The 21,920-nt window shown below is 71.8% G+C and carries 19 protein-coding genes and 2 pseudogenes; 13 read left to right on the top strand and 8 right to left on the bottom strand.

Annotated elements, in window-relative coordinates; translation table 11 throughout:
* Positions 1 to 5: 5 nt before the first annotated feature.
* Both ACIA5G_RS30130 and ACIA5G_RS30125 read right to left on the bottom strand, forming a co-directional pair.
* Positions 6 to 260: a hypothetical protein gene (locus tag ACIA5G_RS30130; RefSeq protein ID WP_395929142.1), complete on the bottom strand. Its 255-nt coding sequence runs from the start codon at positions 258 to 260 to the stop codon at positions 6 to 8.
* Positions 261 to 617: 357 nt separating this feature from the next.
* Complete coding sequence (locus tag ACIA5G_RS30125; protein ID WP_395929140.1) at positions 618 to 1,511, bottom strand: ornithine cyclodeaminase family protein; 894 nt, start codon at positions 1,509 to 1,511, stop codon at positions 618 to 620.
* Between the two features lie 45 nt (positions 1,512 to 1,556).
* Here ACIA5G_RS30125 and ACIA5G_RS30120 point away from each other — a divergent pair, with 45 nt between their 5' ends.
* From ACIA5G_RS30120 to ACIA5G_RS30095, 6 genes are all read left to right on the top strand, one after another.
* The gene (locus ACIA5G_RS30120; protein WP_395929138.1) at positions 1,557 to 2,165 is read left to right on the top strand and encodes a pentapeptide repeat-containing protein; all 609 of its coding nucleotides are present in this window, start codon (positions 1,557 to 1,559) and stop codon (positions 2,163 to 2,165) included.
* A 28-nt stretch (positions 2,166 to 2,193) separates the two neighbouring features.
* On the top strand, positions 2,194 to 2,793 hold the full coding sequence (locus tag ACIA5G_RS30115; protein ID WP_395929136.1) for a sulfite oxidase-like oxidoreductase: 600 nt from the start codon (positions 2,194 to 2,196) through the stop codon (positions 2,791 to 2,793).
* Positions 2,763 to 3,506, top strand: a complete 744-nt coding sequence (locus ACIA5G_RS30110; RefSeq protein WP_395929135.1) for a ferredoxin reductase — start codon at positions 2,763 to 2,765, stop codon at positions 3,504 to 3,506. The genes ACIA5G_RS30115 and ACIA5G_RS30110 overlap by 31 nt, the downstream gene beginning before the upstream one ends.
* A 38-nt stretch (positions 3,507 to 3,544) precedes the next feature.
* The gene (locus ACIA5G_RS30105; protein ID WP_395929134.1) at positions 3,545 to 4,378 is read left to right on the top strand and encodes a helix-turn-helix domain-containing protein; all 834 of its coding nucleotides are present in this window, start codon (positions 3,545 to 3,547) and stop codon (positions 4,376 to 4,378) included.
* A 509-nt stretch (positions 4,379 to 4,887) separates the two neighbouring features.
* A complete protein-coding gene (locus ACIA5G_RS30100; RefSeq protein ID WP_395929133.1) occupies positions 4,888 to 6,153 on the top strand; it encodes an FAD-binding oxidoreductase in 1,266 nt (421 codons plus the stop codon).
* 9 nt (positions 6,154 to 6,162) lie between these two features.
* The gene (locus ACIA5G_RS30095; protein WP_395929132.1) at positions 6,163 to 7,065 is read left to right on the top strand and encodes an NAD-dependent epimerase/dehydratase family protein; all 903 of its coding nucleotides are present in this window, start codon (positions 6,163 to 6,165) and stop codon (positions 7,063 to 7,065) included.
* Position 7,066: 1 nt separating this feature from the next.
* Here the strand turns inward: ACIA5G_RS30095 and ACIA5G_RS30090 are convergent, their stop codons facing one another.
* Together ACIA5G_RS30090 and ACIA5G_RS30085 are read right to left on the bottom strand one after the other, a co-directional pair.
* Complete coding sequence (locus ACIA5G_RS30090) at positions 7,067 to 9,448, bottom strand: LuxR C-terminal-related transcriptional regulator (RefSeq protein ID WP_395929131.1); 2,382 nt, start codon at positions 9,446 to 9,448, stop codon at positions 7,067 to 7,069.
* Entirely contained in the window at positions 9,445 to 10,575 is a 1,131-nt protein-coding gene (locus ACIA5G_RS30085) for a molecular chaperone DnaK (RefSeq protein WP_395929130.1), read from the bottom strand. Before ACIA5G_RS30085 ends, ACIA5G_RS30090 begins: the two co-directional genes overlap by 4 nt.
* Before the next feature lie 302 nt (positions 10,576 to 10,877).
* On the opposite strand from ACIA5G_RS30085, the gene ACIA5G_RS30080 reads away from it, so the two are divergent.
* From ACIA5G_RS30080 to ACIA5G_RS30070, 3 genes are all read left to right on the top strand, one after another.
* The gene (locus tag ACIA5G_RS30080) at positions 10,878 to 11,894 is read left to right on the top strand and encodes an IniB N-terminal domain-containing protein (RefSeq protein WP_395929129.1); all 1,017 of its coding nucleotides are present in this window, start codon (positions 10,878 to 10,880) and stop codon (positions 11,892 to 11,894) included.
* A 101-nt stretch (positions 11,895 to 11,995) separates the two neighbouring features.
* On the top strand, positions 11,996 to 13,774 hold the full coding sequence (locus tag ACIA5G_RS30075) for a dynamin family protein (RefSeq protein ID WP_395929128.1): 1,779 nt from the start codon (positions 11,996 to 11,998) through the stop codon (positions 13,772 to 13,774).
* On the top strand, positions 13,771 to 14,973 hold the full coding sequence (locus ACIA5G_RS30070; RefSeq protein ID WP_395929127.1) for a GTPase: 1,203 nt from the start codon (positions 13,771 to 13,773) through the stop codon (positions 14,971 to 14,973). The genes ACIA5G_RS30075 and ACIA5G_RS30070 overlap by 4 nt, the downstream gene beginning before the upstream one ends.
* 8 nt (positions 14,974 to 14,981) lie before the next feature.
* On the opposite strand, the gene ACIA5G_RS30065 is transcribed toward ACIA5G_RS30070, so the two are convergent.
* On the bottom strand, positions 14,982 to 16,376 hold the full coding sequence (locus ACIA5G_RS30065; protein ID WP_395929126.1) for a glycoside hydrolase family 28 protein: 1,395 nt from the start codon (positions 16,374 to 16,376) through the stop codon (positions 14,982 to 14,984).
* A 158-nt stretch (positions 16,377 to 16,534) separates the two neighbouring features.
* Here ACIA5G_RS30065 and ACIA5G_RS30060 point away from each other — a divergent pair, with 158 nt between their 5' ends.
* Both ACIA5G_RS30060 and ACIA5G_RS30055 read left to right on the top strand, forming a co-directional pair.
* Positions 16,535 to 18,079 (top strand): long-chain fatty acid--CoA ligase, encoded by a 1,545-nt coding sequence (locus ACIA5G_RS30060; protein WP_395929125.1) that lies wholly within the window; start codon positions 16,535 to 16,537, stop codon positions 18,077 to 18,079.
* Complete coding sequence (locus ACIA5G_RS30055) at positions 18,079 to 18,621, top strand: TetR/AcrR family transcriptional regulator (RefSeq protein ID WP_395929124.1); 543 nt, start codon at positions 18,079 to 18,081, stop codon at positions 18,619 to 18,621. Before ACIA5G_RS30060 ends, ACIA5G_RS30055 begins: the two co-directional genes overlap by 1 nt.
* Here the strand turns inward: ACIA5G_RS30055 and ACIA5G_RS30050 are convergent.
* Positions 18,618 to 19,010, bottom strand: coding sequence for a TIGR03618 family F420-dependent PPOX class oxidoreductase (locus ACIA5G_RS30050; protein WP_395929123.1), 393 nt, complete (start codon positions 19,008 to 19,010; stop codon positions 18,618 to 18,620). The two genes, ACIA5G_RS30055 and ACIA5G_RS30050, sit on opposite strands and share 4 nt — an antisense overlap.
* 156 nt (positions 19,011 to 19,166) lie before the next feature.
* On the opposite strand from ACIA5G_RS30050, the gene ACIA5G_RS30045 reads away from it, so the two are divergent.
* Positions 19,167 to 20,372 carry a glycosyl hydrolase family 8 gene (locus ACIA5G_RS30045; RefSeq protein ID WP_395929121.1) on the top strand — a complete coding sequence of 402 codons (1,206 nt, stop codon included), beginning with the start codon at positions 19,167 to 19,169 and terminating at the stop codon, positions 20,370 to 20,372.
* Between the two features lie 50 nt (positions 20,373 to 20,422).
* Here the strand turns inward: ACIA5G_RS30045 and ACIA5G_RS30040 are convergent.
* A pseudogene (locus tag ACIA5G_RS30040) lies at positions 20,423 to 20,659 on the bottom strand (CocE/NonD family hydrolase C-terminal non-catalytic domain-containing protein); the annotation flags it as partial.
* A gap of 21 nt (positions 20,660 to 20,680) precedes the next feature.
* Here ACIA5G_RS30040 and ACIA5G_RS30035 point away from each other — a divergent pair.
* A pseudogene (locus tag ACIA5G_RS30035) lies at positions 20,681 to 20,782 on the top strand (DUF1768 domain-containing protein); the annotation flags it as partial.
* A gap of 93 nt (positions 20,783 to 20,875) precedes the next feature.
* Here the strand turns inward: ACIA5G_RS30035 and ACIA5G_RS30030 are convergent.
* On the bottom strand, positions 20,876 to 21,862 hold the full coding sequence (locus ACIA5G_RS30030) for a Gfo/Idh/MocA family protein (RefSeq protein WP_395929119.1): 987 nt from the start codon (positions 21,860 to 21,862) through the stop codon (positions 20,876 to 20,878).
* Positions 21,863 to 21,920: the final 58 nt, after the last annotated feature.

The following is a 21,920-nucleotide window of genomic DNA, read 5'->3' as shown; positions in this document are numbered from 1 at the left end:
GCCGGTCACCGGCCCGCGAAGCGGGCGATGATGCCGGTCACGACCAGCCAGAACACCGCGGCCAGGCCGAAGTCCAGGATCACAGCCAAGCTGGGGCTGTTCACCGGGAACAGGCCCGGCCAGAACAAGGCGAGAGGAACTGCCAGTGACTTGATGAAAGCGAAGAAGGCGTTGCCGGCGTTGGCACCGGCGAGCACCATGATCATGTAGAGGACTTCGATCCCCGCGAAGATCGCGCCGATCGCCGTGATGACGCGCACGGCCGTGTTCCGTCTGGTGGTGGTTCGCCAAGGAGACATGCACGCAAAATTCCCGGATCGGGTGACCGATCAAACGCTTCAGGGCCGAGATTGCGCCGTTCGGCCGCTACCGTTGCTCTCCGCTGGCCCCTCGGCACAGCCAGTAAGCCCGCCACAGCCCCCTGCAAACCGGCCGGATACCCGCTCAATCACGCGTAAGACCCGCCAAATCACGAATGAAGCCCGCCCAATCACGCAAGATGCCCGCCCAATCACGCGAACCGACCGTCTGGGTACGCGAGCCGACTCTCTGGGTACGCGAGCCGACCCTCTGGGTACGCGAGCCGACCGTTCGGGCACGCGAACCGGAGGCGCGGGTCACGCACCGCCGAGCAGCCGGGCAACCGCCCAGTCCTGCACCGCCAGCCCGACGGACTTGAACACCGTCCGCCCGGTCACCTCCGGCGGCGTGCGCAAGGCGTCACCCAGCTCCACGAGCGACGCACGATCGACGAGCCCGGTTTCCACCGCATGGATCACCTCGCCGGCCTCCTCGAGCACCGCCTCCACCTGATCCACCACCACGCACCCCGCGGTGGCCAGCAGCTCGGCGGGAAGCTCCCGCATGGACGGAAGGTACGACCCGATCGCGTTGACGTGAACCCGTTCCGGCAACGCATCCACAGCGAAGAGAGGAGTCTCGGATGAAGTAGCACAACAAACGATCTCCGCGTCCGACACCGCATCCGCGGCGGAAGCGGCCACGCGCACCGACATCGCCGGGAACTCCCGGCCGAGGCGGTCCGCAAACGCCGAAGCACGGGACGGGTCGCGGCCGAACACGGCCAGCCGGTCCACCGGGCGGACAGCTGCCACCGCGCGCACCTGGTCGGCGGCCTGGGCGCCGGTGCCCAGCAGGGCGAGCCGGTGGGCGTCGGGTGGGGCGAGCAGGTCCGTTGCGACGCCGGACACCGCGCCGGTGCGCAACGTCGTCGCCTCGATCGCGTCGGCGACGATCTGGCCCTCGGCCGTGTTCCACACCAGCGTGCCCAGGATCGTCGGCGTGCGGCCGGTGACCAGGCTGAGCGTCTTGACGACCGTCGTCGACGTCGGGGTGTGGCAGGCGCTCATCACCAGCGTCGTGCCGCCGCCGAAGGACAACCGTTGCGGCACCACAAAACGGCCGGCGGCGAGGTCGAGGAACGCCTCCCGCACCGCGTCGACGGCGGCGGCCATCGGGACGGCGGCCCGGACGGCTTGGGCATCGAGCATGCGTGGGTCCCTTCGGGAGCGGGAAACTGCCGCTAGCCTGACCGGATGTCCGATGGCACGCAAGATCCCGTCGAGGAGCAGCGGTTCGCCCGTGACGACTGGTACGGGGAGGAGATCACCGGGCGGCACTACGTGCGGTGCGAGTTCCTCGAGGTCGACTTCTCGGAGGCGGTCACCCGGAACTCGGTGTTCACCGACTGCGTGTTCGGCAACGTGCGCTTCAACGCGTCCCGGCATCTGGACTCGGCTTTCACCGGCTGCGCCTTCAAGCGGTGCAACTTCTTCGACGCCGAGTTCACCGGGTGCAAGCTCGTCGGCGCCACGTTCAGCGAGTGCGAGCTGCGTCCGCTTCGGGTCACTGGCGGCGACTGGTCGTTCGCCGGGCTGCCGGGCGCCGACCTGCGGTCGGTCGCCTTCCACCAGGTGCGGATGCGGGAGGCCGACCTGACCGGGGCGAACTGCGCCGACGCGGTGTTCGCCGACGTCGACCTGTCCGGCGCGATGCTGCACGCGGTCAAACTGCCGCGCGCCGATCTGCGGGGCAGTGACCTCTCGGCGCTCGATCCGGTGAACGCCGAGCTGGCCGGCGCGATCGTGTCACCCGAACAGGCTGCGGTGCTCGTCACGTCGCTCGGGCTGCGGGTCCGGGCGTAGGCTGCCGAAAAGGCCGGAGGGAGGCTGCATGGGCGTCGTGACACCGGGATTCGAGGGCCGCGCGCGCAGCGGTAACCCGCGTCTGCCACCCGGGCAGTACCTGGCCGAGGACTTCCCCGTGCTCTCCGCGGGCCCGACTCCGCGGGTGCGCACCGAGACGTGGGAGTTCACGGTCACCACCGAGACCGGCGAGAAGCACGCCTGGAGCTGGGCCGAGCTGATGGCCCTGCCCAGCGAGAAGCCCACTGTGGACATCCACTGCGTCACCCAGTGGTCCAAACTGGACACCCGGTGGCGCGGCGTCGCGGTGGACACGCTGGTCGGTGGGCTCGACACCGCGGCCGACTACGTCATGGTGCACTCCTACGGCGGCTACACGACGAACCTGCCGCTGGCCGACCTGCTCGACGGCCAGGCCTGGATCGCCTACGAGTACGGCGGCAAGCCGCTCACCCCCGAGCACGGCGGTCCGGCGCGGCTGCTCGTGCCGCACCTGTACTTCTGGAAGTCCGCGAAGTGGGTGCGCGGGCTGGAGCTGAAGACCCGGGACGAGCCGGGCTTCTGGGAGAACGTCGGCTACCACGACTACGGGGATCCATGGCGCGAACAGCGGTATCAGGGCGACTAGCCTGGCGGGTCGCCCGCCTGGCCGAGTACCGCGACGAGACGCCGACGGCCCGCACGCTCGTCTTCGACCTGCCCGGCTGGCCTGGGCACCTCGCGGGGCAGCACGTCGACGTCCGGCTCACCGCCGCCGACGGCTACCGCGCGCAGCGCAGTTATTCACTCGCCGCGCCCGCCGACGGTGATCGCATCGAGCTGACAGTGCAGCGTGTCGCCGACGGTGAGGTGTCCGAGCACCTCGCCGGGCCGTACTCGGTCGGGGACCCGGTCGAGATCCGCGGGCCGGTCGGCGGCTGGTTCGTCTGGCGGCCCGCCGATCCGGCGCCGGTGCTGCTCGTCGCCGGCGGTTCGGGCATCGTGCCGCTGATGGCGATGGTCCGCGCCCGCCGTGCGGCCGGCGTCCGCACGCCGTTCAAGCTGATCTACTCGCTGCGCACCCCGGCCGAGCTGTACTACGCCGAGGAGCTGCGGACGCCGGTGGCGGGCCTGGACGTCACGTACGTCTACACGCGCGAGCAGCCCGAAGGCCGCCCGGGCATCCCGCGGCGCATCGACGTCGCGACGCTGAACACGGCGGGCTGGCCGGCGGAGTTCGGCGCGTCGTGCTTCGTCTGCGGCCCGACGGGCTTCGTGGAGACGGTCGCGGACATCCTGGTCGCCCTCGGCCACGACCCGCACCGCATCCGCACCGAACGCTTCGGCCCCAGCCGCGACTGAACCTTGACGCCGTTCCGCCCGGACGCTTCAGTGCGGGGGTGGAGTCCTACGTCGAGCGTCCGCCGCTGCCGGAACTGGCGGCGTTGGTGCGCACCGTCTGGATCCAGCGCACCGGCGCGACCGCGTACGTGCAGCGGCACCTGCCGACGGGCGGGATCGAGATCCACTTCCCGCTCGGCGGCCGTCCGCAGCTGCTGGGTCCGCTGACCGGCCCGGTGGTCGAGGTCATCCCGGCGCACACCACCCTCGTCGGCGTGCGGTTCCACCCGGGCGCCGCCCCGCCCCTGCCGACGGTGCTCGACGACCTGGTGGACGAGCGTCCGGGCCTGGCGGAGCTGTGGGGAAGCCCGGCCGACCGCCTGGTGGAGACGATGGCACTGGCCGCTACACCCGAGCGCGCGCTCATGCTCCTGCAAACCCACCTCGTACGCGAGTTCCGCACCACGGCCGGCTTCGATCCGCTGGTGGGTGCGGCCGTACAGGCGCTGATGCCCTGGAACCCGGTCGACATCGACAGCCTGGCCGGGCACCTGGGCCTGTCCGCGAGCCAGCTGCGCCGCCGTTGCCTGCAGACGGTGGGGCTGAGCCCGAAGGTCCTGCAGCGCACGCTGCGCTTCCAGGGCTTCCTGGCCCTCGCCCAGGCGGGCGCCACCGCCTCGGGCCGGCGAGGCGCGGACGGCATGGCGGGCCTGGCGGTCGACACGGGCTACGCCGACCAGGCCCACCTGAGCCGCGAGTGCCTCCGCCTGACCGGCCTCACCCCAAGCCGGCTACTCGGCGGCACCCTCGACCGCTGCGCCTGCGGCCACGACCACTCAGCTTCCTACGGGCCTTTCCTCGCCACCCGCCGCCACCAACCCCTCCAAGCCTGACCCCACTCAGTTCCCACCCCCGCCGCCAACCCTGACCCCGCGCGGTCCCGCGACGCGAGTCGTCCACCTGAGTACGCGAGCCGACCCTCCAGGTACGCGAGCCGACCGTCTGGGTACGCGAGCCGACCGTCCAGGTACGCGAGTTGACCGTCTGGGTACGCGAGCCGACCGTCCAGGTACGCGAGTTGACCGTCTGGGTACGCGAGCCGACCGTCTGGGTACGCGAGCCGACCGTCTGGGTACGCGAGCCGACCGTCCAGGTATGCGAACCGACCTTCCAGGTACGCGAATCGACCCTTCGATCACGCGAGTCGACCGCCCGATCACGTGTGATGCCCCTTCAAACACGCGCGATGCCCGTCCAATCACGTGTGATGCCCTTCCCAACACCCGCGAAGCCCTCCCAACCGCGCGCGAAGCGGCGAAGCCGCGAAGCCGACAGCCGCTCGGGGCTGATCTGCGCGATTCGTTCAAGACCCGCCATCGGCACCGCTCCTAGGGTCGAGCCCGTGCCCGACCTGGCCGCCTTCCGCGCCTCGCTCGACGGAGACGTTTTCACCCCCGGCTCACCGGGCTACGAAGCGATCCGGCGGCCGATCAACGTCGCCTACTGGGACGTCCGCCCCCGGCTTGTCGTCCGGTGCTGCTCGGTTGACGACGTCGCTGCCACCGTCGCATACGCGCACGCCGCCGGAGATCGCGTCGCCCTACGAAGCGGTGGACACTGCTTCGCGGGCCGCTCCTCCACCGACGGGATCGTGCTCGACCTGTCCGGCCTCGACCGCATCTCCGTGGACGACCACATCGCCACGATCGGCGCCGGCGCTCGCCTGAAGCAGGTGTACGCCGCTCTGCACGCACGCGGGCGGACGCTGCCCGCCGGGTGCGGGCCTACCGTTGGCATCGCCGGGCTCACCCTGGGCGGCGGGATCGGCCTGCTCGGCCGGAAATACGGACTGACCTGCGACCGTCTCGTCGGCGCCCAGTTGGTGCTCGCCAGCGGCACCATCGTGGACTGCGACGCCGACCGTGAACCGGACCTGTTCTGGGCTCTTCGCGGGGCGGGTGGCGGGCAGTTCGGGGTCGTGACCGAGCTGCGGTTCGCCACCGTCCCAGAGCCGGTCGCCGTCCGGATCGAGGCGCACGTCGGCGAAGCCGGAGTCCAGGACCTGGTCAAGGCATGGCAAGACTGGGCGCCGGACGCCCCGGACGAGCTGACCGTGAACCTCACGATCGACACCGAGCCTCTCCGGGCCACGCTTTTCGGCGCGTCCATCCTCGACGAAGCGGCGACCCGCGAGTTGCTCAGCGAGCTCACCGAACTGCCCGTCGAAGTCCGCGCCGGGCTGCCGTACCACCAGCTGAAGCAGACTTTTGAAGGCATCGAACAGCCCGGACGCCGGATCCGGTCGGAGTTCTTCTCCCGCACGATGTCCGGCGACACCCTCGCCGCGCTCCTGGCCGAAACGACCGGCCCGCGCCAGCTCGCCTTCACCGCGATGGGCGGCGCCTACAACCGGGTCGCCGAGGACGCCACCGCCTTCGCGCACCGCAACGAGCGTTTCCTGCTCGAGCACGTCGGCGCCGCCCCGTGGGTCGAGCGGTCCTGGGCGATCGCCCACGCCGACGGGTCGGGACGCGTTTATCCCAACTTTCCCGACCTCGCGCTGGACGACGCGCCGGCGGCCTATCACGCGGGCAACCTCCGGCGGCTGGCAGAGATCAAGGCCGCCTACGACCCGCACCGGTTTTTCGACTTCCCCCAAGCCATCTGAAGGAGCACCATGAAGATCCTCGTCACCGGCGGGCTGGGCATGATCGGCGCCCACACCGCCCGCGCGCTCGCCGACCTCGGGCGGGAGGTGGTCGTCACCGGGCACCGGCGGACCGAGGTCCCCTCGTTCCTCGACGGGCGGGTCACCGTGGAAACCCTCGACGTCACCGACCGGGACGCCTTCCTCGCCCTCGGCGCCCGGCACGACATCGGCGACATCGTCCACCTCGCCGGCACCATCCCCGGCGAGGATCCGGTCGGCTTCTTCCGCACGGACACCGCAGGCCTGCTCAACGCGCTGGACGCCGCGCGCGCCTGGGGTGTTCGCCGGTTCGCCGTCGCCAGCAGTGTCGGCGTCTACATCGGACGGTCCGAGATCCCTTGGCACGAGGAGCTCGCGCTGCCCACCGCGGACCTGCCGCACCTGATCATCGCCTTCAAGAAGGCCGTCGAACCGCTGACCACGCACAGCCTCGCGGGCAGCGGCGTCCAGCCGGTCGTGCTCCGGATCGGGACGATCTGGGGACCGGTGATCGACCCGGAGTCGCCGTTCTTCCCGATTCCGCGCTACATCAGCGCCGTCCTCCGCGGTGAGGAGCCGAAGCCGCTGTACGCCGACGACGGCGGTGACTGCTGCTACGCCCCCGACGCCGGGCGTGCGATCTCGCTCCTGATGACCACGGAAACCCTGCGGCACAACACTTACAACGTCTCCAGCGGCCGCCCGTTCACCTTCCGGGAGTTCGCGGACGCCCTGCGGCTCGACGCGCTGCCCGGACGCCAGGGCGGCCCCGGTGAAGACCCTTACCTCGACATCACGCGGCTCGTCGAGGACACCGGCTTCGCGCCGGCCTTCGACGTCGCCGCGGCGGTCGCCGACTACCTCGCGTGGCGCGCCGAAAACGCCCGCTGACCTAGGGGGCGTCGGGCCGCGACAGCAGCTCTCGCAACGTCGAAAGCAGCTCCCTCCGGTCCGACGCGCCGAGCTTCCCGCGGATCCGGGCCATGTGGTGCTCCACCGTCTTGCCCGAGATGAACAGCTTGCTGCCGGCCTGCTTGTACGTCAGCCCGTCGACGACCAGCCGCGCCACTTCGAGCTCACGCTCGCTCAGCGCCGCCAGGCCGGTGCCGCCCGCCGCCGGCTCGGTGGTGCCCGGGTCGCGGCGGGCGGCCGTGCCCTGGAACTGGCGGGCCGCCTCCAGGAGCTGGACCATCGCCTTGCGGTCGGACGTGCGGATCGCCGCCTGGCCGGCCAGCCGTGACGCGTCCCAGCGCAGCCCGAGGTCGTGCAGCTCGGCCGCCGCCGCGGAGATCGTGTCCGGGTCGAACGTGCCGCCCAGCACCGCGAGCCAGCCCTGGGCGGCCGTCGCCAGCGCGCTCGGGTGGCGGCCGCAGTGGGCGTGCGTGGTCAACGTCGCCAGGTGCGCCTTCGCCGCCTCGGTGTCTTCCAGCGTGATCGCCGCGTGCAGCTCGTGCCAGACCAGTGAGACCGTCCACAGTGGAGGCTCGCCGAGGCGGGCCAGCAGGCCGTGGGCGCGTTCGAGCTGGCCGGCGAGCTTCGGGAACGTGCCGGTGCGGGCCGCCGCGATCGCCAGCTCGCCCAGCGGTAGCAGCGTGAACAGGTCGACCTGCTGCCGCATCGACGCCTGGTACGCGCGGTTCCACGACCGCTGCAGCCCGACGAGGTCGCTGGCGCGCCGCGCCAGGCCGAGCTCCAGCGTCGCGAAGAACAGCTCGTCGCGGGCTTCCAGGGTCTGCCCGGCGACGGCGTCGCGATGTTCCGCCGCTTTGGCGAGGTCCCCCGCCGTCATCGCCACCCAGCCCAGCAGGAGCTGGTGCCGCACGGCCAGCAGATCGCCGCCGGTGCGGCCGTCCAGGGCCCGGCTCAGCACGGACTCCGCCAGCGCCAGCTCCCCGGTGTGCAGGGCGGCGAGCGCGGCCAGCGCGGCGGGGCTGTCCGGCAGCAGCGTGCCGCCCAGCGCGGGTTCCAGCATCGTGGCCGCGCCGAGCAGGGTGGACAACGTCTCGGTCGCGCAGCCGGCCACCGAGTCGGTGATGCCGCGGGCCATCCGGGTCGCCGCGCCGGCGAACAGCGTCGGCGCGACGCCGGGGGAGGGGGAGTCGAGGAGCCGGCGGGCGCCGTCGAGGTCGCCGGTGCCGACCAGCGCGGTCGCGGCGAACGCGTCGGCGCCGCCGCGCCCGGCCCAGTGGTAGAGCTCCGCACTTCGAGCGAGCTCGCCGCGGTGCGCCAGCACGGTCGCGGCGATTTCCGCGCCGGCCGCGCGGGTTTCGGGGTCGTCCGCGCCGAGCATCCCGTCACCCAGCCGCAGTGCGGTGTCGAGGTCGCCGGACAACGCGGCCGCGCGCGCCCACCCCGCCGTGACGGCGGAAGAGCGGTCGCCCGCTTCGGCGGCGGCCTCGAAGAGCTGGGTCGCCAGCCGCGCGTCGACCGGCAGCGCTTCACCCGCCGCCGCGGCGAACGCGGCCGCCGCGGACGCGCCGGAGCTGCCGGTGCCGAGCAGCGACCGGGCCAGGTCGAGCACCGGGAGGCCGTTCGCCAGCTGCAGCTCGACCAGCCGCTGCACCGTGGTCAGCCGGCGGGCGGGCGGCCCGAAGTCGCGGACGGCGGCCTCGGCCAGCGGCAGCAGCGTGTCGTCCGGGGCGAGCAGGCCGGTCGCGCGGGCGCCGTCGACGATCGCGGGCAGCTCGTCGGGGCCGCGGTCCAGCAGCGCGCACAGCAGGTCGAGGTTGCGCCCGGCGCCGGCTTCGGCCGCGATCAGGTAGCGCAGCACGTCGTCGTCGAGCTCGTCGAGCTCGGGCCGGAACTCCTCCAGCCGCCCGAGGATCGCGCGCTCGGCCAGCCGCGGCACCCCGCCGCTGGCGGTGTGCAGCTCGGCCGCGGTCGCCGGGTCGGCGGGCGAACCCGTCAGCGACGACATCAGCTGCGCGACTTCCTCAACACCGAGCGGGCCGAGCTGCAGCAGCGTCCAGCCCGCCGCGACCGCGGCCGGCCGGTGCGCGACGACGATCGGGCCGTCCGCGCCGGCGAGCAGCTCCTCGAGCTGTTCGGGGCCGAGCCGGTCGGCGTCGTCGACGAGCAGGGCGTGGACGCCGGCCTCGCGGAAGCCGCGGTCGAGCGCGGCGAGCAGCACGCTCTTGCCGTACCCGCCGGGGGCGACGACGGCGAGCCGCAGCGGCGCGGCCGGGTCGGCGGCGACCTGGTCGAGCAGCTGCCGGGCCGCCGGGTGCACGGGGACGGAGCGAGCCGGGGAGACCTGCGTGAGCAGTGTGTTCAACAGTGACCTTCACCGGAGGGGGCGCCGGGGGCGGCGCAGTGACTCGGGGCGGGGGGCTGGTCGGGGCCGGCGGTGGCTTCGCGGGCGGTGACGGTGATCAGCACGGCCGAAACGGCCGCGGCGAGCACCAGGATCGCGGCGGCGAGGGGGCGCCGCCGCCGGAACAGGTTCATCGGGCCGGTGCGCTCGGGCAGTTCGAACGGCGCGATGTCGACCGGGGGCCGGGGCGGGCGCTCGCCGAGCTCACCGAGCGTGTCCACCTTGGGGAGCAAGGTGGTTTCGACGGCGGGGGGTTCCTGCGGGGCCATGCGGTGGTCCGCGCGCAGCGTCGCGACGGCGGCGGCGCCGAGTGCGGTGGTCGCCGGCGGAACCGGTCCCGCGAACACCGGGCACGGCGGGCGGGCCGGCAGCGCGTGCGGCGGGACCTCGCCGCAGAACACCACTCCGGCGAGTCCCTTGGGGGAGGTCGAGGCCGCGCCGGCGAGGGCGAACAGCGTGCTGAGCGCCGCGGCCGGGGCGACCCCTTCCGCGGTCGCGCCCGGCAGCCAGCCGCTCGCGCCGGCGGCCGTGGCCAGCGTGACGTTCACCCCGTCGGAGCTGAACTCGCACACCCCGGCGACCTGCGCGCCGGGACCGGGGACGGGCAGGTGCGCGCCGAGTGCGGCGATCGAGCCGGGGACCAGCGTGACCGCGGTGAACCCGGCCTCGGCCAGCGCCCGCCGCAGCACGTCACGGCGGTAACCGCCCCAGTCCCCGGGGTGGGTCAGCACCAGGTGGTGCGGGGGCCCGCCGAACAGGTTCGCGGCGTGCTCGGCGATGCCTTCGACGAGCACGGTGGTGAGCGTTTCGGGCGGGAACGACTCCCCTTCGACGACCATCGGCACGTCGTCGCCGATCCGCCGGTGGAAGCCGGTGAGCAGCCGCGACGGCACCTGGGCGCCCGCCTGCGCGGCGGCGTCCCCGGTGAGCAGGTACCCCTCGTCGTCCAAGAAGAGCGCGGACGCCGCGGCGGGGGACCGCTCGCCCAGCCAGAGGGGTTCGGGCTCGCCCCAGCCGGGGCCTTGACGGCGGCAGGTCGCGGCGTGGGTCCGCCCCTGTGCCACATCGATCCCGAGGACGTAGGGCAACGGCGCATCCTCCTCACCTCGCGGGGCCGATCAGGGGATCAAAATCCCCCTAGGGCTCGGGGCATCCTCACCCAAACGGGTTAGTCAAGCAAGTGGTTGGAGGGATTTAACCCAACTGTGTGCGTCTCGGATGAGCCCCTAACTCCCTAACGATGACATATCGATCCCCTATCGGCTGACTGGGTTGCAACTCGGAGTGATCCCCGATGTGCGGTGGGGGACGGTCTCCCTACCTTGATGTCGGAGCACCGGTTCTTGCAGCCGATGCCGTCCCCCGAACCACCGGACCAGGAGAAAACCCCATGGACTCCGTGCAGACGTTGCACGACTTCGCCCTGAACCTGCTCAACGACCCGACCGCCCTCGCGGCCTTCGGGACGGACCCGCAGGGCGCCCTCTCCGCCGCCGGGCTCGGCGACGTCAGCGCCGCCGACGTGCACGAGGTCATCCCGCTGGTGCTCGACTACGTGCCGGTCGACAGCCTCCCCGCCGTCGGCGGCCTCCCGGTCGTCGGCGACCTGTCCCCGGTGGGCACCGACGCCTCCGGCATCCAGGGTGCGATCGACCAGCTCACCGCCCTCACCGCGGGCCTCGGCCTGCCGGCCACCACGCTGCCGGGTGTCGGCGACCTCGGTGTCGGCGAGCTCCCCGTCGTGGGCGAGCTGCCCACCGTCCCGGGCCTCGACACGCTGCCGGGCGTGAACGACATCACCAACGCCGGCAACGTCACCGCGCTCGCGGGCAACGTGACCAGCGTGATCATCGGTGGCGACCTGGCCGGTGGCCTCGACTCCGCCGCGCTGGGCAACCTGACCGCGGCCCCGGGTTACCTGACCGACAACGAGTCCGGCGTGGTCGCCGGCGCCGTCGACCAGGCCACCCACGTCGCCGCCTTCGGCACCGCCGAGGCGCACCAGGTCCTCGCCCTCTCCAACGCCGAGGTCCACGACGTCACCGCCAACGTCGCCGGCGTCACCGACAGCCTCGGCGTCAGCGACACCGTGAGCGGCCTGACCGGCCACATCGGCGACTTCTCCGGCATCCTCCAGGGCGCCGGCGACCTCGCGTCCACGCACTCCGCGGGTGGCGAGCACCACAGCGGCGGCCACGGCCCGCTGGGCGAGGTCACCAACGTCGTGACGAACGCCACCGGCATCAACGTCGAGCACAACGTCACCGGCGCCGTCGGCGAGATCGCCAGCGGCAACGGCTCGGCCGTGCACGACGTGGTCTCCGACGTGTCGGACGTCAGCCACAACGCGCTGGGCAACCTGCACATCGGTGACATCGCGTCGAACGACATCCACCTCGGGCACTGATCCCCGAACCGGTCACCGGTGCCCGTCCCGCGGTCTGGGTGCAGCCGCGGGACGGGCACCCGGTGTGCGTACCGGGAGTGAACCGGGGACACTCGTCCCTCGTGACACCCCCGGCATGGCTCGAAGTGCTCAACGAGACCCTGGACGCGTGCCGCACGCACGGCCGCGCCGATCTCGCCGAGCGCCTGCGCAGACGCCGGGACGCCCCGGCCGGGCAGATCCGGCTCGGCGTTCTCGGCTTTCCCAAACAGGGCAAGGGCTACCTGCTCAACGCCGTGCTGAACGCGCCGGTGTGCGCGGTCGGCGACGCCGCGACCCCGGCCGTGCCCACGGAAATCGCCTACGCCGCCGAACCCGCCGCCACCCTGGTCGGCCGCTCTCGCGAACGGATCCCCGTCGCGGTCGAACAGCTCACCGGTGAGCTCGGCGCCCGCCCCGCCGGCACGCTCAGCCGCGTCGAGGTCGGGGTGCCGCGGGAGCTCCTCTCGGCCGGGCTCGTCCTGATCGACACACCGCCGGTCGGTGACCCGCGGTCACCTCGGACGGCCGCTGCGCTCGACCTGCTCGACGAAGCGGACGCGGTGATCCTCGTCTCCGACGCGACCGCGCCGCTCAGCGCCGCCGAACTCGCCCTCGCGCGGCATGTGCGTACTTGGTGCCCGCATGTCGTGTTAACGCTCACCAAGATCGACTCCTGTCCCGGCTGGCGCGCGGTTGCCGAGCGCGACCGCGCGATGCTCGCCGAGGCCGGGATCGACGCGCCTGTCCTGCCCGTTTCGGCCGTGGTGCGCCAAGCCGCCGCGAAGGCGGGAGACGCGGATCTCAACGCCCGCTCGGGTTTCCCGGAGCTGCTCACCTGGATCGCCGAGCAAGCCGCGCGGCCGCAGGAGCAGTCCCGCGCGCTGCTCGCCGCGGTGGGCGTGCGCGCCGCCGCCGCCGAACTCGTGGAGTCGTTGCGCGACCGCGTCGACGCCGCCGGGCAGGACGCCGGGCTCGGCCAGGCCGCGCTGCTGCAGCGGGCGCAACGCCGGGCCGACGACCTGCGCCGGCAGAACACCCGGTGGCAGAACCTGCTTTCCGACGAGGTCACCGACCTGTTGTCCGACGCCGAGTACGACCTGCGCGAGCGGACCCGCAAGATCGTCACCACCATCGACCAGACCTTCGACGAGGGCGACCCGGCGAAGGTGTGGGAAGACTTCTCGGCGTGGCTGGACGACTCGCTCGCCGACGCCGTCGAAACCAACTACTCGTGGCTGGCCGACCGGGCGGAGTGGATCGCGCAGGCCACCGCGGCGTGCTTCGGCGCCCAGTACGAGCACGCGCTGCCCGACCTGCGGCTCGACGGCTCGGGGGTGGAAAGCCTCGACGACGTCCGGCGGCCCAAGATCGAGAAGTTCAAGATCGGCCAGCAGGCGTTCACCGGGCTGCGCGGGTCCTACGGCGGTGTCCTGATGTTCGGCCTGGTGACGAGCCTCGCCGGGCTGCCGCTGATCAACCCGGTCTCGATCGGCGCGGGTGCGGCGTTCGCCTTCAAGACGATCAAGGACGAGGGCGGGATGCGGCTGCAGCGCCGCCAGGCCGTCGCCAAGCAGGCGGCGCAGCGGCACGTCGACGACGTCTTCATCCGGTTCAGCAAGGAATGCCGGGACTCGATCCGCGTGGTCCAGCGGCGGCTGCGCGACCACTTCACCGGACTGGCCGAAGAGCTCGCCGACGAGCTGACCCGCGAACGGGAGACGATCCTGGCCGGCACCGCCGAGCGGGAGCGGCGGACCGGGCACATCCGCCGCGAGATCGACCGGCTCGCCGGCCTGCACCAGCGCGCGGGTGAGCTCGGCACGCTCGCCGGGAGGCAGCGGCGGGAGCTTTCGGCGTGACCCAGGACGTCCGCGACCTGCTGGCCGCCGCGGCCGGGCTCTACCGGGACGATCCGCGGGTTTCGGCGGTCCTGCACGACTGCCTGGACCGGCTGGAGCAACCCCTTCGCGTCGCGTTCACCGGAGCGCCGTCCTCGGGGAAGACGACGCTGGCCGCCGCGCTGGGCGAATGGCCGACCCGCGCGCTGCGTGACCTCGTGCTGCTGGACGACCCCGGCCCGGCCGACGACGTCCCGGACGCGACGGTCCGATTGGTGCGTCACCTCGAACCGGACGAGCTCGCGGCGGCGCACGCGCCGGGCGGCTCGGCGTTCGCGCGGCAGAGCGCGGTCAACTCGGTCCTGGTGCTGGCGCGGGCCGACGAGGTCGGCGCGGGCCGCATCGACGCGTTGCTGACGGCGAAGCAGCTGGCGCGCCGCGCGTGGCGCGAAGACCCGCTGTGCACCGGGTTCCTGGGCGTGATCGCGGTTGCCGGGCAGCTGGCGTACGGCGGCCGGTCCCTGCGTGACGACGAGTTCGACCTCCTGGCGGCGTTCGCCGCGGTGCCGCGCGAAGAGCTCGAACGGCACGTGCTTTCGGTGGACTCGTTCACCGACCCGGCGTTCCCCGGCCCGATCACGGTGGAGACCCGCCGGTCGCTGGTCGTGCGGTTCGGGATGTTCGGCGTCCGCCTGGCGCTGACGCTGATCCGCACCGGCTGCGACGACCGCGTCAAGCTCTCGGCCGAGCTGGTCCGCCGCAGCGGTCTCGGCGAACTGAGGGACACCCTCGCCGGCTGTTTTGTCGCGCGGGCGGAGGCGTTGAAGGCCCGCACGGCGATCATCCGGCTGGAAGCACTGCTGGCGGCGCACCCGCGTCCGGGCGGTGACCGCCTGGTGTCCAGAGTGGAGCGGTTCGCCGCGGCCGCGCACGACTTCCGCGAGCTGCGGCTGATCGCCGACATCCGCGGCGGCCGCACGGCGTTGTCCGGCGAGCCCGCCGAGGAAGCGGTCCGGCTGCTGGGCGCCCAGGGCACGGCCCCGGCCGACCGCCTGGGCCTGGAGCCGGACGCGGACCCGGGTGACATCTACGACGCGAGCCTGGATGCGTTGCGGCGCTGGCGTCACGAGGCGGAGCGCCCGGACCGTCCGCACGCGGAGCGGACGGCGGCGCACGTGGTGGTGCGGTCCACCGAGGGGCTGCTGGCGTTGTTCGGATAGGCCGGCTCCTAAACCGGCTCGCCGTTCACGGTGACGTTCGTCAGCGTCACGTCCCGCGCGTTGCTGATCTGCGGCGCCGGTGTGTCGATGTTCGTGAACGTGCTGTCCGCCAAGCGGAACCCGGTCAGCGGGCTCTCCGCGGCGCCGCTGATCTTCAGCGCGAACGGCGAGTCGTCGAGGTGGACGTCGCTGATGTGGATGTCCCGGATCACCGGCTGCACGATCGGGCCGTGGCCCGGTCCGGTGAGGCTGTAGTTCATGTCGACGAAGATCGCGCCGCGGTCGACCGGCCCGCCGGTCAGCCGGCGCACGTGGAGGTCCGAAACGACACCGCCGCGGCGCGGGTTCGTCTTGACGTACACGCCGTAGAACGACTTGTACGACGATCCGGCGTGGATCCGGTTGTCCTGCGCGAAGACGTTGCGCACCCCGCCGGACATCTCGCTGCCGACGGTGATCGCGCCCCAGCGGCCGTAGTAGTCGTTGCCCTCGATGACGATGTCCTCGCTCGGCACGCCGACGCGGCGGCCGTCGGTGTCGCGGCCGGACTTGATCACCGTGCCGTCGTCGCCGGTGTCGAAGGAGCAGCCGTGGACGTGCACGTCCGCGCAGCTCTCCGGGTCCACACCGTCGACCATCGCGCCGCGGGAGTAGATCGTCACGTTCCGGACCGTGACGTTGCGGCACAGCACCGGGTGCACCGTCCACATCGCCGGGTCCCGCAGGGCGACGTCTTCCACGAGGACGTTGCGGCAGCGGTAGAACTGGATCATGTTCGGCTTGAGGAAGTGCTGGTCGCCGAACACCCGCTGCTGCACCGGCACACCGTCGGCCGCCTGCTGCTGCAGCAGTTCCCAGTCCGGGCCGCGCTTGCCGTCGAAGTCGAACCACGGCCCGGCCGCGGCGTTCCCGTCGATCGTGCCCGGCCCGGTGATCGCGACGTCGGTCTGGTCGATCGCGTAGATGAACGGCGAATAGTTGAGGCATTCGATGCCCTGCCAGCGGGTGAACACCACCGGCAGGTAGGACGCGGCGTCGCTGCGGAACCGGATGGTCCCCACCACGTGCAGGTCCACCCGGGACTTCAGGTGGATCTTGCCGGTGCGGAACTTCCCGGCGGGCACCAGGACACGCCCGCCGCCCGCGGCGTGGCACGCGGTGATCGCGGCCTTGAACGCGGGGGTGCAGTCGGTCGTGTTGTCCCCGACCGCGCCGTAGGAGCGGATGTCGAAGACGCGGGGCGGGAACGCCGGTGGCCTGATCCGGCCGAGGATGACCGGAACCCGCGTCCACGGGTCTTCGGCGGCGGCCGCGCTCGCCGGGCCGAACACCGCGCCGGCGGCCAGCAGCCCGCCCGCCGCGCCCGCGGCCTTCAGGAACTCACGCCGGGTGCTGTCCCTCATCCGAAGCCTCCTCGCGAACCGCGGTCATACATCATGCACAGGATGCGATATTCCGACACGGCGGTCAAAAAGTGTGCCGATGACCGGTATTGACGCCTGGCGGGCGGCGGCGCACCATAGAGCGGTCTATGGTCCAGCGCCGGCCGAAGGGAACCCCCATGCCCGAAGACCTCCGCCCCCGGGTCCGGCTGTTCGGTGACCTCCTGGCGCACTGGGCGCGCGAACGCCCGGACGAGACCGCGCTCCTCTTCGGAGATCGATCGTGGACCTGGACGGAGTTCGACGAACGGGTTCGCCGGCTCTCGGGCGCCCTCGTGGCCGCCGGTGTCGGCCAGGGTGACCGCGTCGCGTTCGTCGACAAGAACCACCCCGCCTGCCTGGAAACGACCTTCGCGGCGGCCGGGATCGGCGCCGCGAACGCCGTGGTCAACTGGCGGCTTTCCGGCGACGAACTCGCGTACGTGCTCGCGGACGCGGGGGCGAAGGTGGTCTTCGTCGGCGCCGAGCTGCGGCCCGCGCTCGACGCGGTCCGCGACCGGCTGCCCGCGCTGGAACGTGTGGTCGTCGTGGGCGGGGACGCCGACGAATACGAACCGCTCCTCGCCTCCGCCGCGCCGCACCCCGGCAGCGAACTCGACGAGGACGACGGTGTGCTGGTCATGTACACCAGCGGCACCACCGGCTTCCCTAAGGGCGCGGTGCTGACCCACCGCAGCATCCTGGCCCACGGCCTGGCCGCGGGCACCGCGTTCCCGATCGGCCGCGGCGACGTCAACCTGGTCGCGATGCCGCTGTTCCACGTCGGCGGCAGCTGTTACGCGGTTTCCGGGTTCCTCTACGGCGAACCGTCGTACCTGACACGCGAGCCGGACGCGGCGTCGCTGTTCGCCGCGCTGCAGGCCGGGATCACGCACGCCTTCCTGGTGCCCGCGGTGGTCGCCGGGATCGCGCAGGCCGGGGAGGCGGCGCTCAAGGCGTTCTCCCGGCTGAAGTACCTCTGCTACGGTGCTTCGCCGATGCCGCTGCCGTTGCTGCGCGCGGTGCTCGCCGCCTGGCCGGACGTCCGGTTCGCGCAGGTCTACGGCATGACCGAGCTGTCCGGCGCGGTCACCGCGCTGGACCCGGAGGCGCACCGGGACGACTCCCGGCCCGAGCGGCTCGCCTCGGCGGGGACCGCACTGTCCGGAGTGGACATCCGGATCGTCGACCCGGTCACGGCCGAGGACACCGAGGTCGGGGAGGTCTGGATCCGCACCGAGCAGCGGATGGCGGGCTACCTGGGCAAGCCCGAGGCGACCGCGGAGACCATCGTGGACGGCTGGGTGCGCACCGGCGACGTCGGGCGCCTCGACGACGGCGGGTTCCTGTACCTCGAGGACCGCGTCAAGGACATGATCATCACCGGCGGTGAGAACGTCTACTCGCCGGAGGTCGAGCGGGTGGTCGCGGAGTACCCCGGTGTTGCCGAAGTAGCCGTGATCGGCGTGCCGGACGACCGGTGGGGTGAGCAGGTCAAGGCTGTCGTCGCCGGCGACCAGCTCGACGTCGACAAGCTCATGGAGTTCTGTCGCGAGCACCTGGCCCACTACAAGTGCCCGCGCAGTGTCGACGTCGTGGAAGCTCTGCCGCGCAACGCGACCGGCAAGATCCTGAAGCGATCGCTGCGGGAGCCGTACTGGCGGGACCGGGACCGGAACGTCTGATGCCGGCGGCGAACCGGCAGGCCTACTTCGCCAGCGCGCTGAAGGTGCTGGCGGAGCACGGGTTCACCGAGCTGAACGTCGGCACGCTCTGCCGTGCCCTCGGTGTCACGAGCGGCTCGTTCTACCACCACTTCGGCGGCTGGCCCGGGTTCGTGGAGCAGCTCCTGGAGCACTGGGAGAACCGGCAGGTGCGGATCCTGCGCGAGCGGGACTTCGGCGCCGGTGGGCCGGCGGCGGACTTCGCCGCGCTGATGGACCTGACGCTCGGGCTGCACCACGAGGCCGAGGCGGCGATCCGGGCGTGGGCGATGAACGACGAGGGTGTGCGGGCCGCGCAGAAACGCGTCGACGAGGCCCGGCTGCGGACGGTGGGCCGGGCGGTCAAGGGCATCGTCGGCGACCGCGAACTGGCGCGGACGTTGACGTCGCTCGGGATGGCGATGCTCGTCGGGCACCAGCAGCTGGCGTCGGCGGGGGAGCACAGCGAGCTGGCGGCCCTGCTCGCGGAGTACACGCAGCTGGTGCACTCCCGCGCCGGTTAGGCGTTGCCGAGCACCCGGTTCACGGTGATCTCCAGGACCACCCGCTGGGGGTTCGGCTTGGGCTGCCGATACCGGGCGGCGTACCGGTTTTCCGCGTCCCGCACGGTCTCGGCGTCGTCGCGCAGCACCGCTCGTCCCTCCAAAGTGGACCACTTCGGGCCGTCGAGCTGGCAGACCGCGACGGGGATGCCGTCGGCGCCCGCGGCCCGGACGAGCCGGGCCTTGACCGACGAGTCGAACGTGATGACCCGGGCGAGGCCGGCGTCGAAGTCCACGGTGACGCCGACCGCGACGACGTGCGGGGTGCCGTCCGGGCGGACCGTCGTCAGCGTGGCCAGGTGGCGCTCGGTCCAGAACGCGCGGAAGTCCGCGCCGCGGTCGATCTTCATGCGGCTCACGCTAGTCCGTCCGGGTGGTCGAGGGGTGGTGAGGCCACTCACGGTGATTGTAAGGAAAGTTTCTTAACAGTCTTGACCAGGTCTTGAACCTTCTGTCACGCTCTGAACCGCCGTCGCCGCAGCCAACGATGTCTTTACGGAGGAGCGATGAAGAAGATCGTCCGGGCGGTGGTGGCCGCGGCCGCGCTGGCCGCCGGGCTGCTGAGCGTGCCCACGACCGCGTCCGCGGCCGGTACCCCGTACGTGCCGGGAACCCTGCGGCCGTCGGTCTCGCAGGCCACCCAGGACCAGGTGCTCCAGAAGTACTACGACTTCTGGAAGAAGAACTTCCTGACGACCAAGTGCGGCAGCGGCACCTACGCCGTGCTGTCCAAGGACGCCGACCACTCCTTCGTCGCCGAGGGCGAGGGGTACGGCATGACGATCTCGGCGATGATGGCCGACAAGGACCCGCAGGCCCGCGCGATCGTCGACGGGATCCTCAAGTTCGTCAAGGCGCACCCGTCGGTCAACAACAAGGACCTGCACGCGGCCGAGCAGGACGCGAACTGCAAGAGTGTCAACGGCAGCGACTCCGCCACCGACGGCGACCTCGAAATCGCGTACGGCCTGCTGATCGCGGACAAGAAGTGGGGCAGCACCGGGTCGGTCAACTACAAGGCCGAGGCCGTCCGGATCATCAACGCGATCAAGAAGAGCGAAGTCAACAACACCACGAAGTTCACCTTGCTCGGCGACTGGGGCAACGACGCGGAGTACAAGAACAGCTCACGCTCGTCGGACTGGATGCCCGGGCACCTGCGCGCGTTCGCGAAGGCGACCGGTGACAGCTTCTGGGACTCGGTGCGGACCCGCTCGGAGACGGCGGTGAGCCAGCTGCAGTCGCAGTACGCGCCGAACACCGGGCTGCTGCCGGACTTCGTGGTCAACACGAACTCGACCCCGAAGCCGGCGCCGGCGGACTTCCTCGAGGGCCCGTACGACGGCAAGTACAGCTGGAACGCCTGCCGCGACCCGTGGCGCCTCGGTGCGGACGCGATCTCGGCCTCGGGCAGTGCGGCGGCCGCGCAGGTCCGCAAGATGAACACGTGGATCAAGTCCGCCACGGGCGGCGACCCGTCGAAGATCCAGAGCGGCTATTCGCTGTCGGGCACCAAGACGGAGAGCGGCCAGCACCCGTGCTTCACCGCGCCGTTCGCGGTCGCGGCGATGACTGACTCGGGAAGCCAGGCTTGGCTGGACAAGCTGTGGACGCAGATCGCGTCGTTCTCGCCGGATGCGACGGACTACTACGGGACGGGCATCACGGTCCAGGTGGTCCTGATCCTGAGCGGCAACTACGTGGCAGCTTAGGGGAGTCGCAAGTCCGTGAGGGGCACCTTCATGGCTTTTGAAGCCATGAAGGTGCCGTCCGGGGCGCGGTCGAGCAGGATCGCCGAGACGTTCGTCGCGGGCCGGTCGAACGACAGCGCCAGGTCGGCGCGCGCCGTGCCGGACAGGCGTACGGACTGCTTCGCCGCCGAAGTCGCGTACAGCAGCCGGTTGCCGGACGACGCGAGGCCGGCCAGCTGCTCGATCGTCTTGCCGGAGTCGTCGGCGAGGGTCTCGACGGCCGCCGTGCCTGGCACCGGGTTGCGGGTGCCCCTCATGGCAGTCGGAAAATGACGCGGGAGGTGGCCGCGCAGGTCCTGACCGCAGTGCACCCGAAGCAGGTCAAGGACTTCGGCCGCCGCGTGCGGCGTTTCGACGAGGTCGCCTGGGTTGCGCAGTGCAGCGAGATCGTGGCCGCCGGCAACCTCGCGAAGTTCGCGCAGGGGCCTCAAGCTGCTGGGCTTCGCCCTGGAGGAAGCCCGCGCTCAGCTCGGTTCGCGCGGCGGCAGTCCCGCGGCGCGGTAGATCTCGTCGATCACGGTCATCGTCTCGACCGCGTCGGCCGCCGAGGTCTTCACCGGTTCGCCGTGCAGGACTGCCGCCGCGAAGGCGTCCAGCTGGTAGGCGTACGACGCGCGGCGTGGGAACTTCTCCGTGCGGCGCGCGCCGCCGATCCGGACCGAGAAGCGGTGGTACGCCTGCGGGGCCAGCGGGTTGAACACGCTGATCGACCCCTTCGAGCCGGTCACCTTCGCGCCGATCTTCAAGAAGGAAGACGACCACATCGAGCACGTCACCCGGCCCGTGTGGCCCGAGGGGAACTTCAGCTCCGCCGTCATCGCCCGGTCGACGCGGGGTGAACGCAGCTTCGCGGAGGCCGAAACCACCGTGGGGGTCTCGCCGCCGCCGAACGTGCGTGCCATGTGGACCGCGTAGCAGCCCGCGTCCATCAGTGCGCCGCCGGCGAGGTGGTAGTCGTAGCGGATGTCGGAGAACTTCGGCAGCGGGAAGCACAGCGCCGTCTCGACGCGCTCGAGCGTCCCCAGCTCGCCCGACGCCACGATCTCCTCCACCCGCAGCGCGAGCGGGTGGTAGCGGTAGTGGAACGCCTCCATCACGACGCGGTCGAATTCGGCCGCCAAGTCGGCGATCTCCCGCGCCTCCGCCGCGTTGGCCGTGAACGGCTTCTCGCACAGCACGTGCTTCCCGGCGGAAAGGGCGGCTCGTGTCCACCGGCCGTGGAGGCCGTTCGGCAGCGGGTTGTAGACGGCGTTGATGTCCGGATCCGCCAGCAGATCTTCGTAGCCGGCGTAAGCCCGCGGAATGCCGTGCTTGGACGCAAACGCTTGCGCGCGGTCGGCAGAGCGCGCGGCAACCGCCACGACTTCGACGTCGGAGCTGGCTGAAGCGGGCTTGACCAGGGCGGTGGGCGCGATGCGAGCCGCCCCCAGGATGCCGATCCGCAGGCTCATGGCGCGAAGCTAGCACCGAACTAGATTTCAACAGCCAGTTGACCTCTTCAACAACGAG

Source organism: Amycolatopsis sp. NPDC051758 (genome assembly GCF_044453095.1).
Lineage (GTDB): Bacteria > Actinomycetota > Actinomycetes > Mycobacteriales > Pseudonocardiaceae > Amycolatopsis.
The sequence above is the reverse complement of the archived record's forward strand: the minus strand, read 5'-3'. Positions and strand labels throughout refer to the sequence as shown.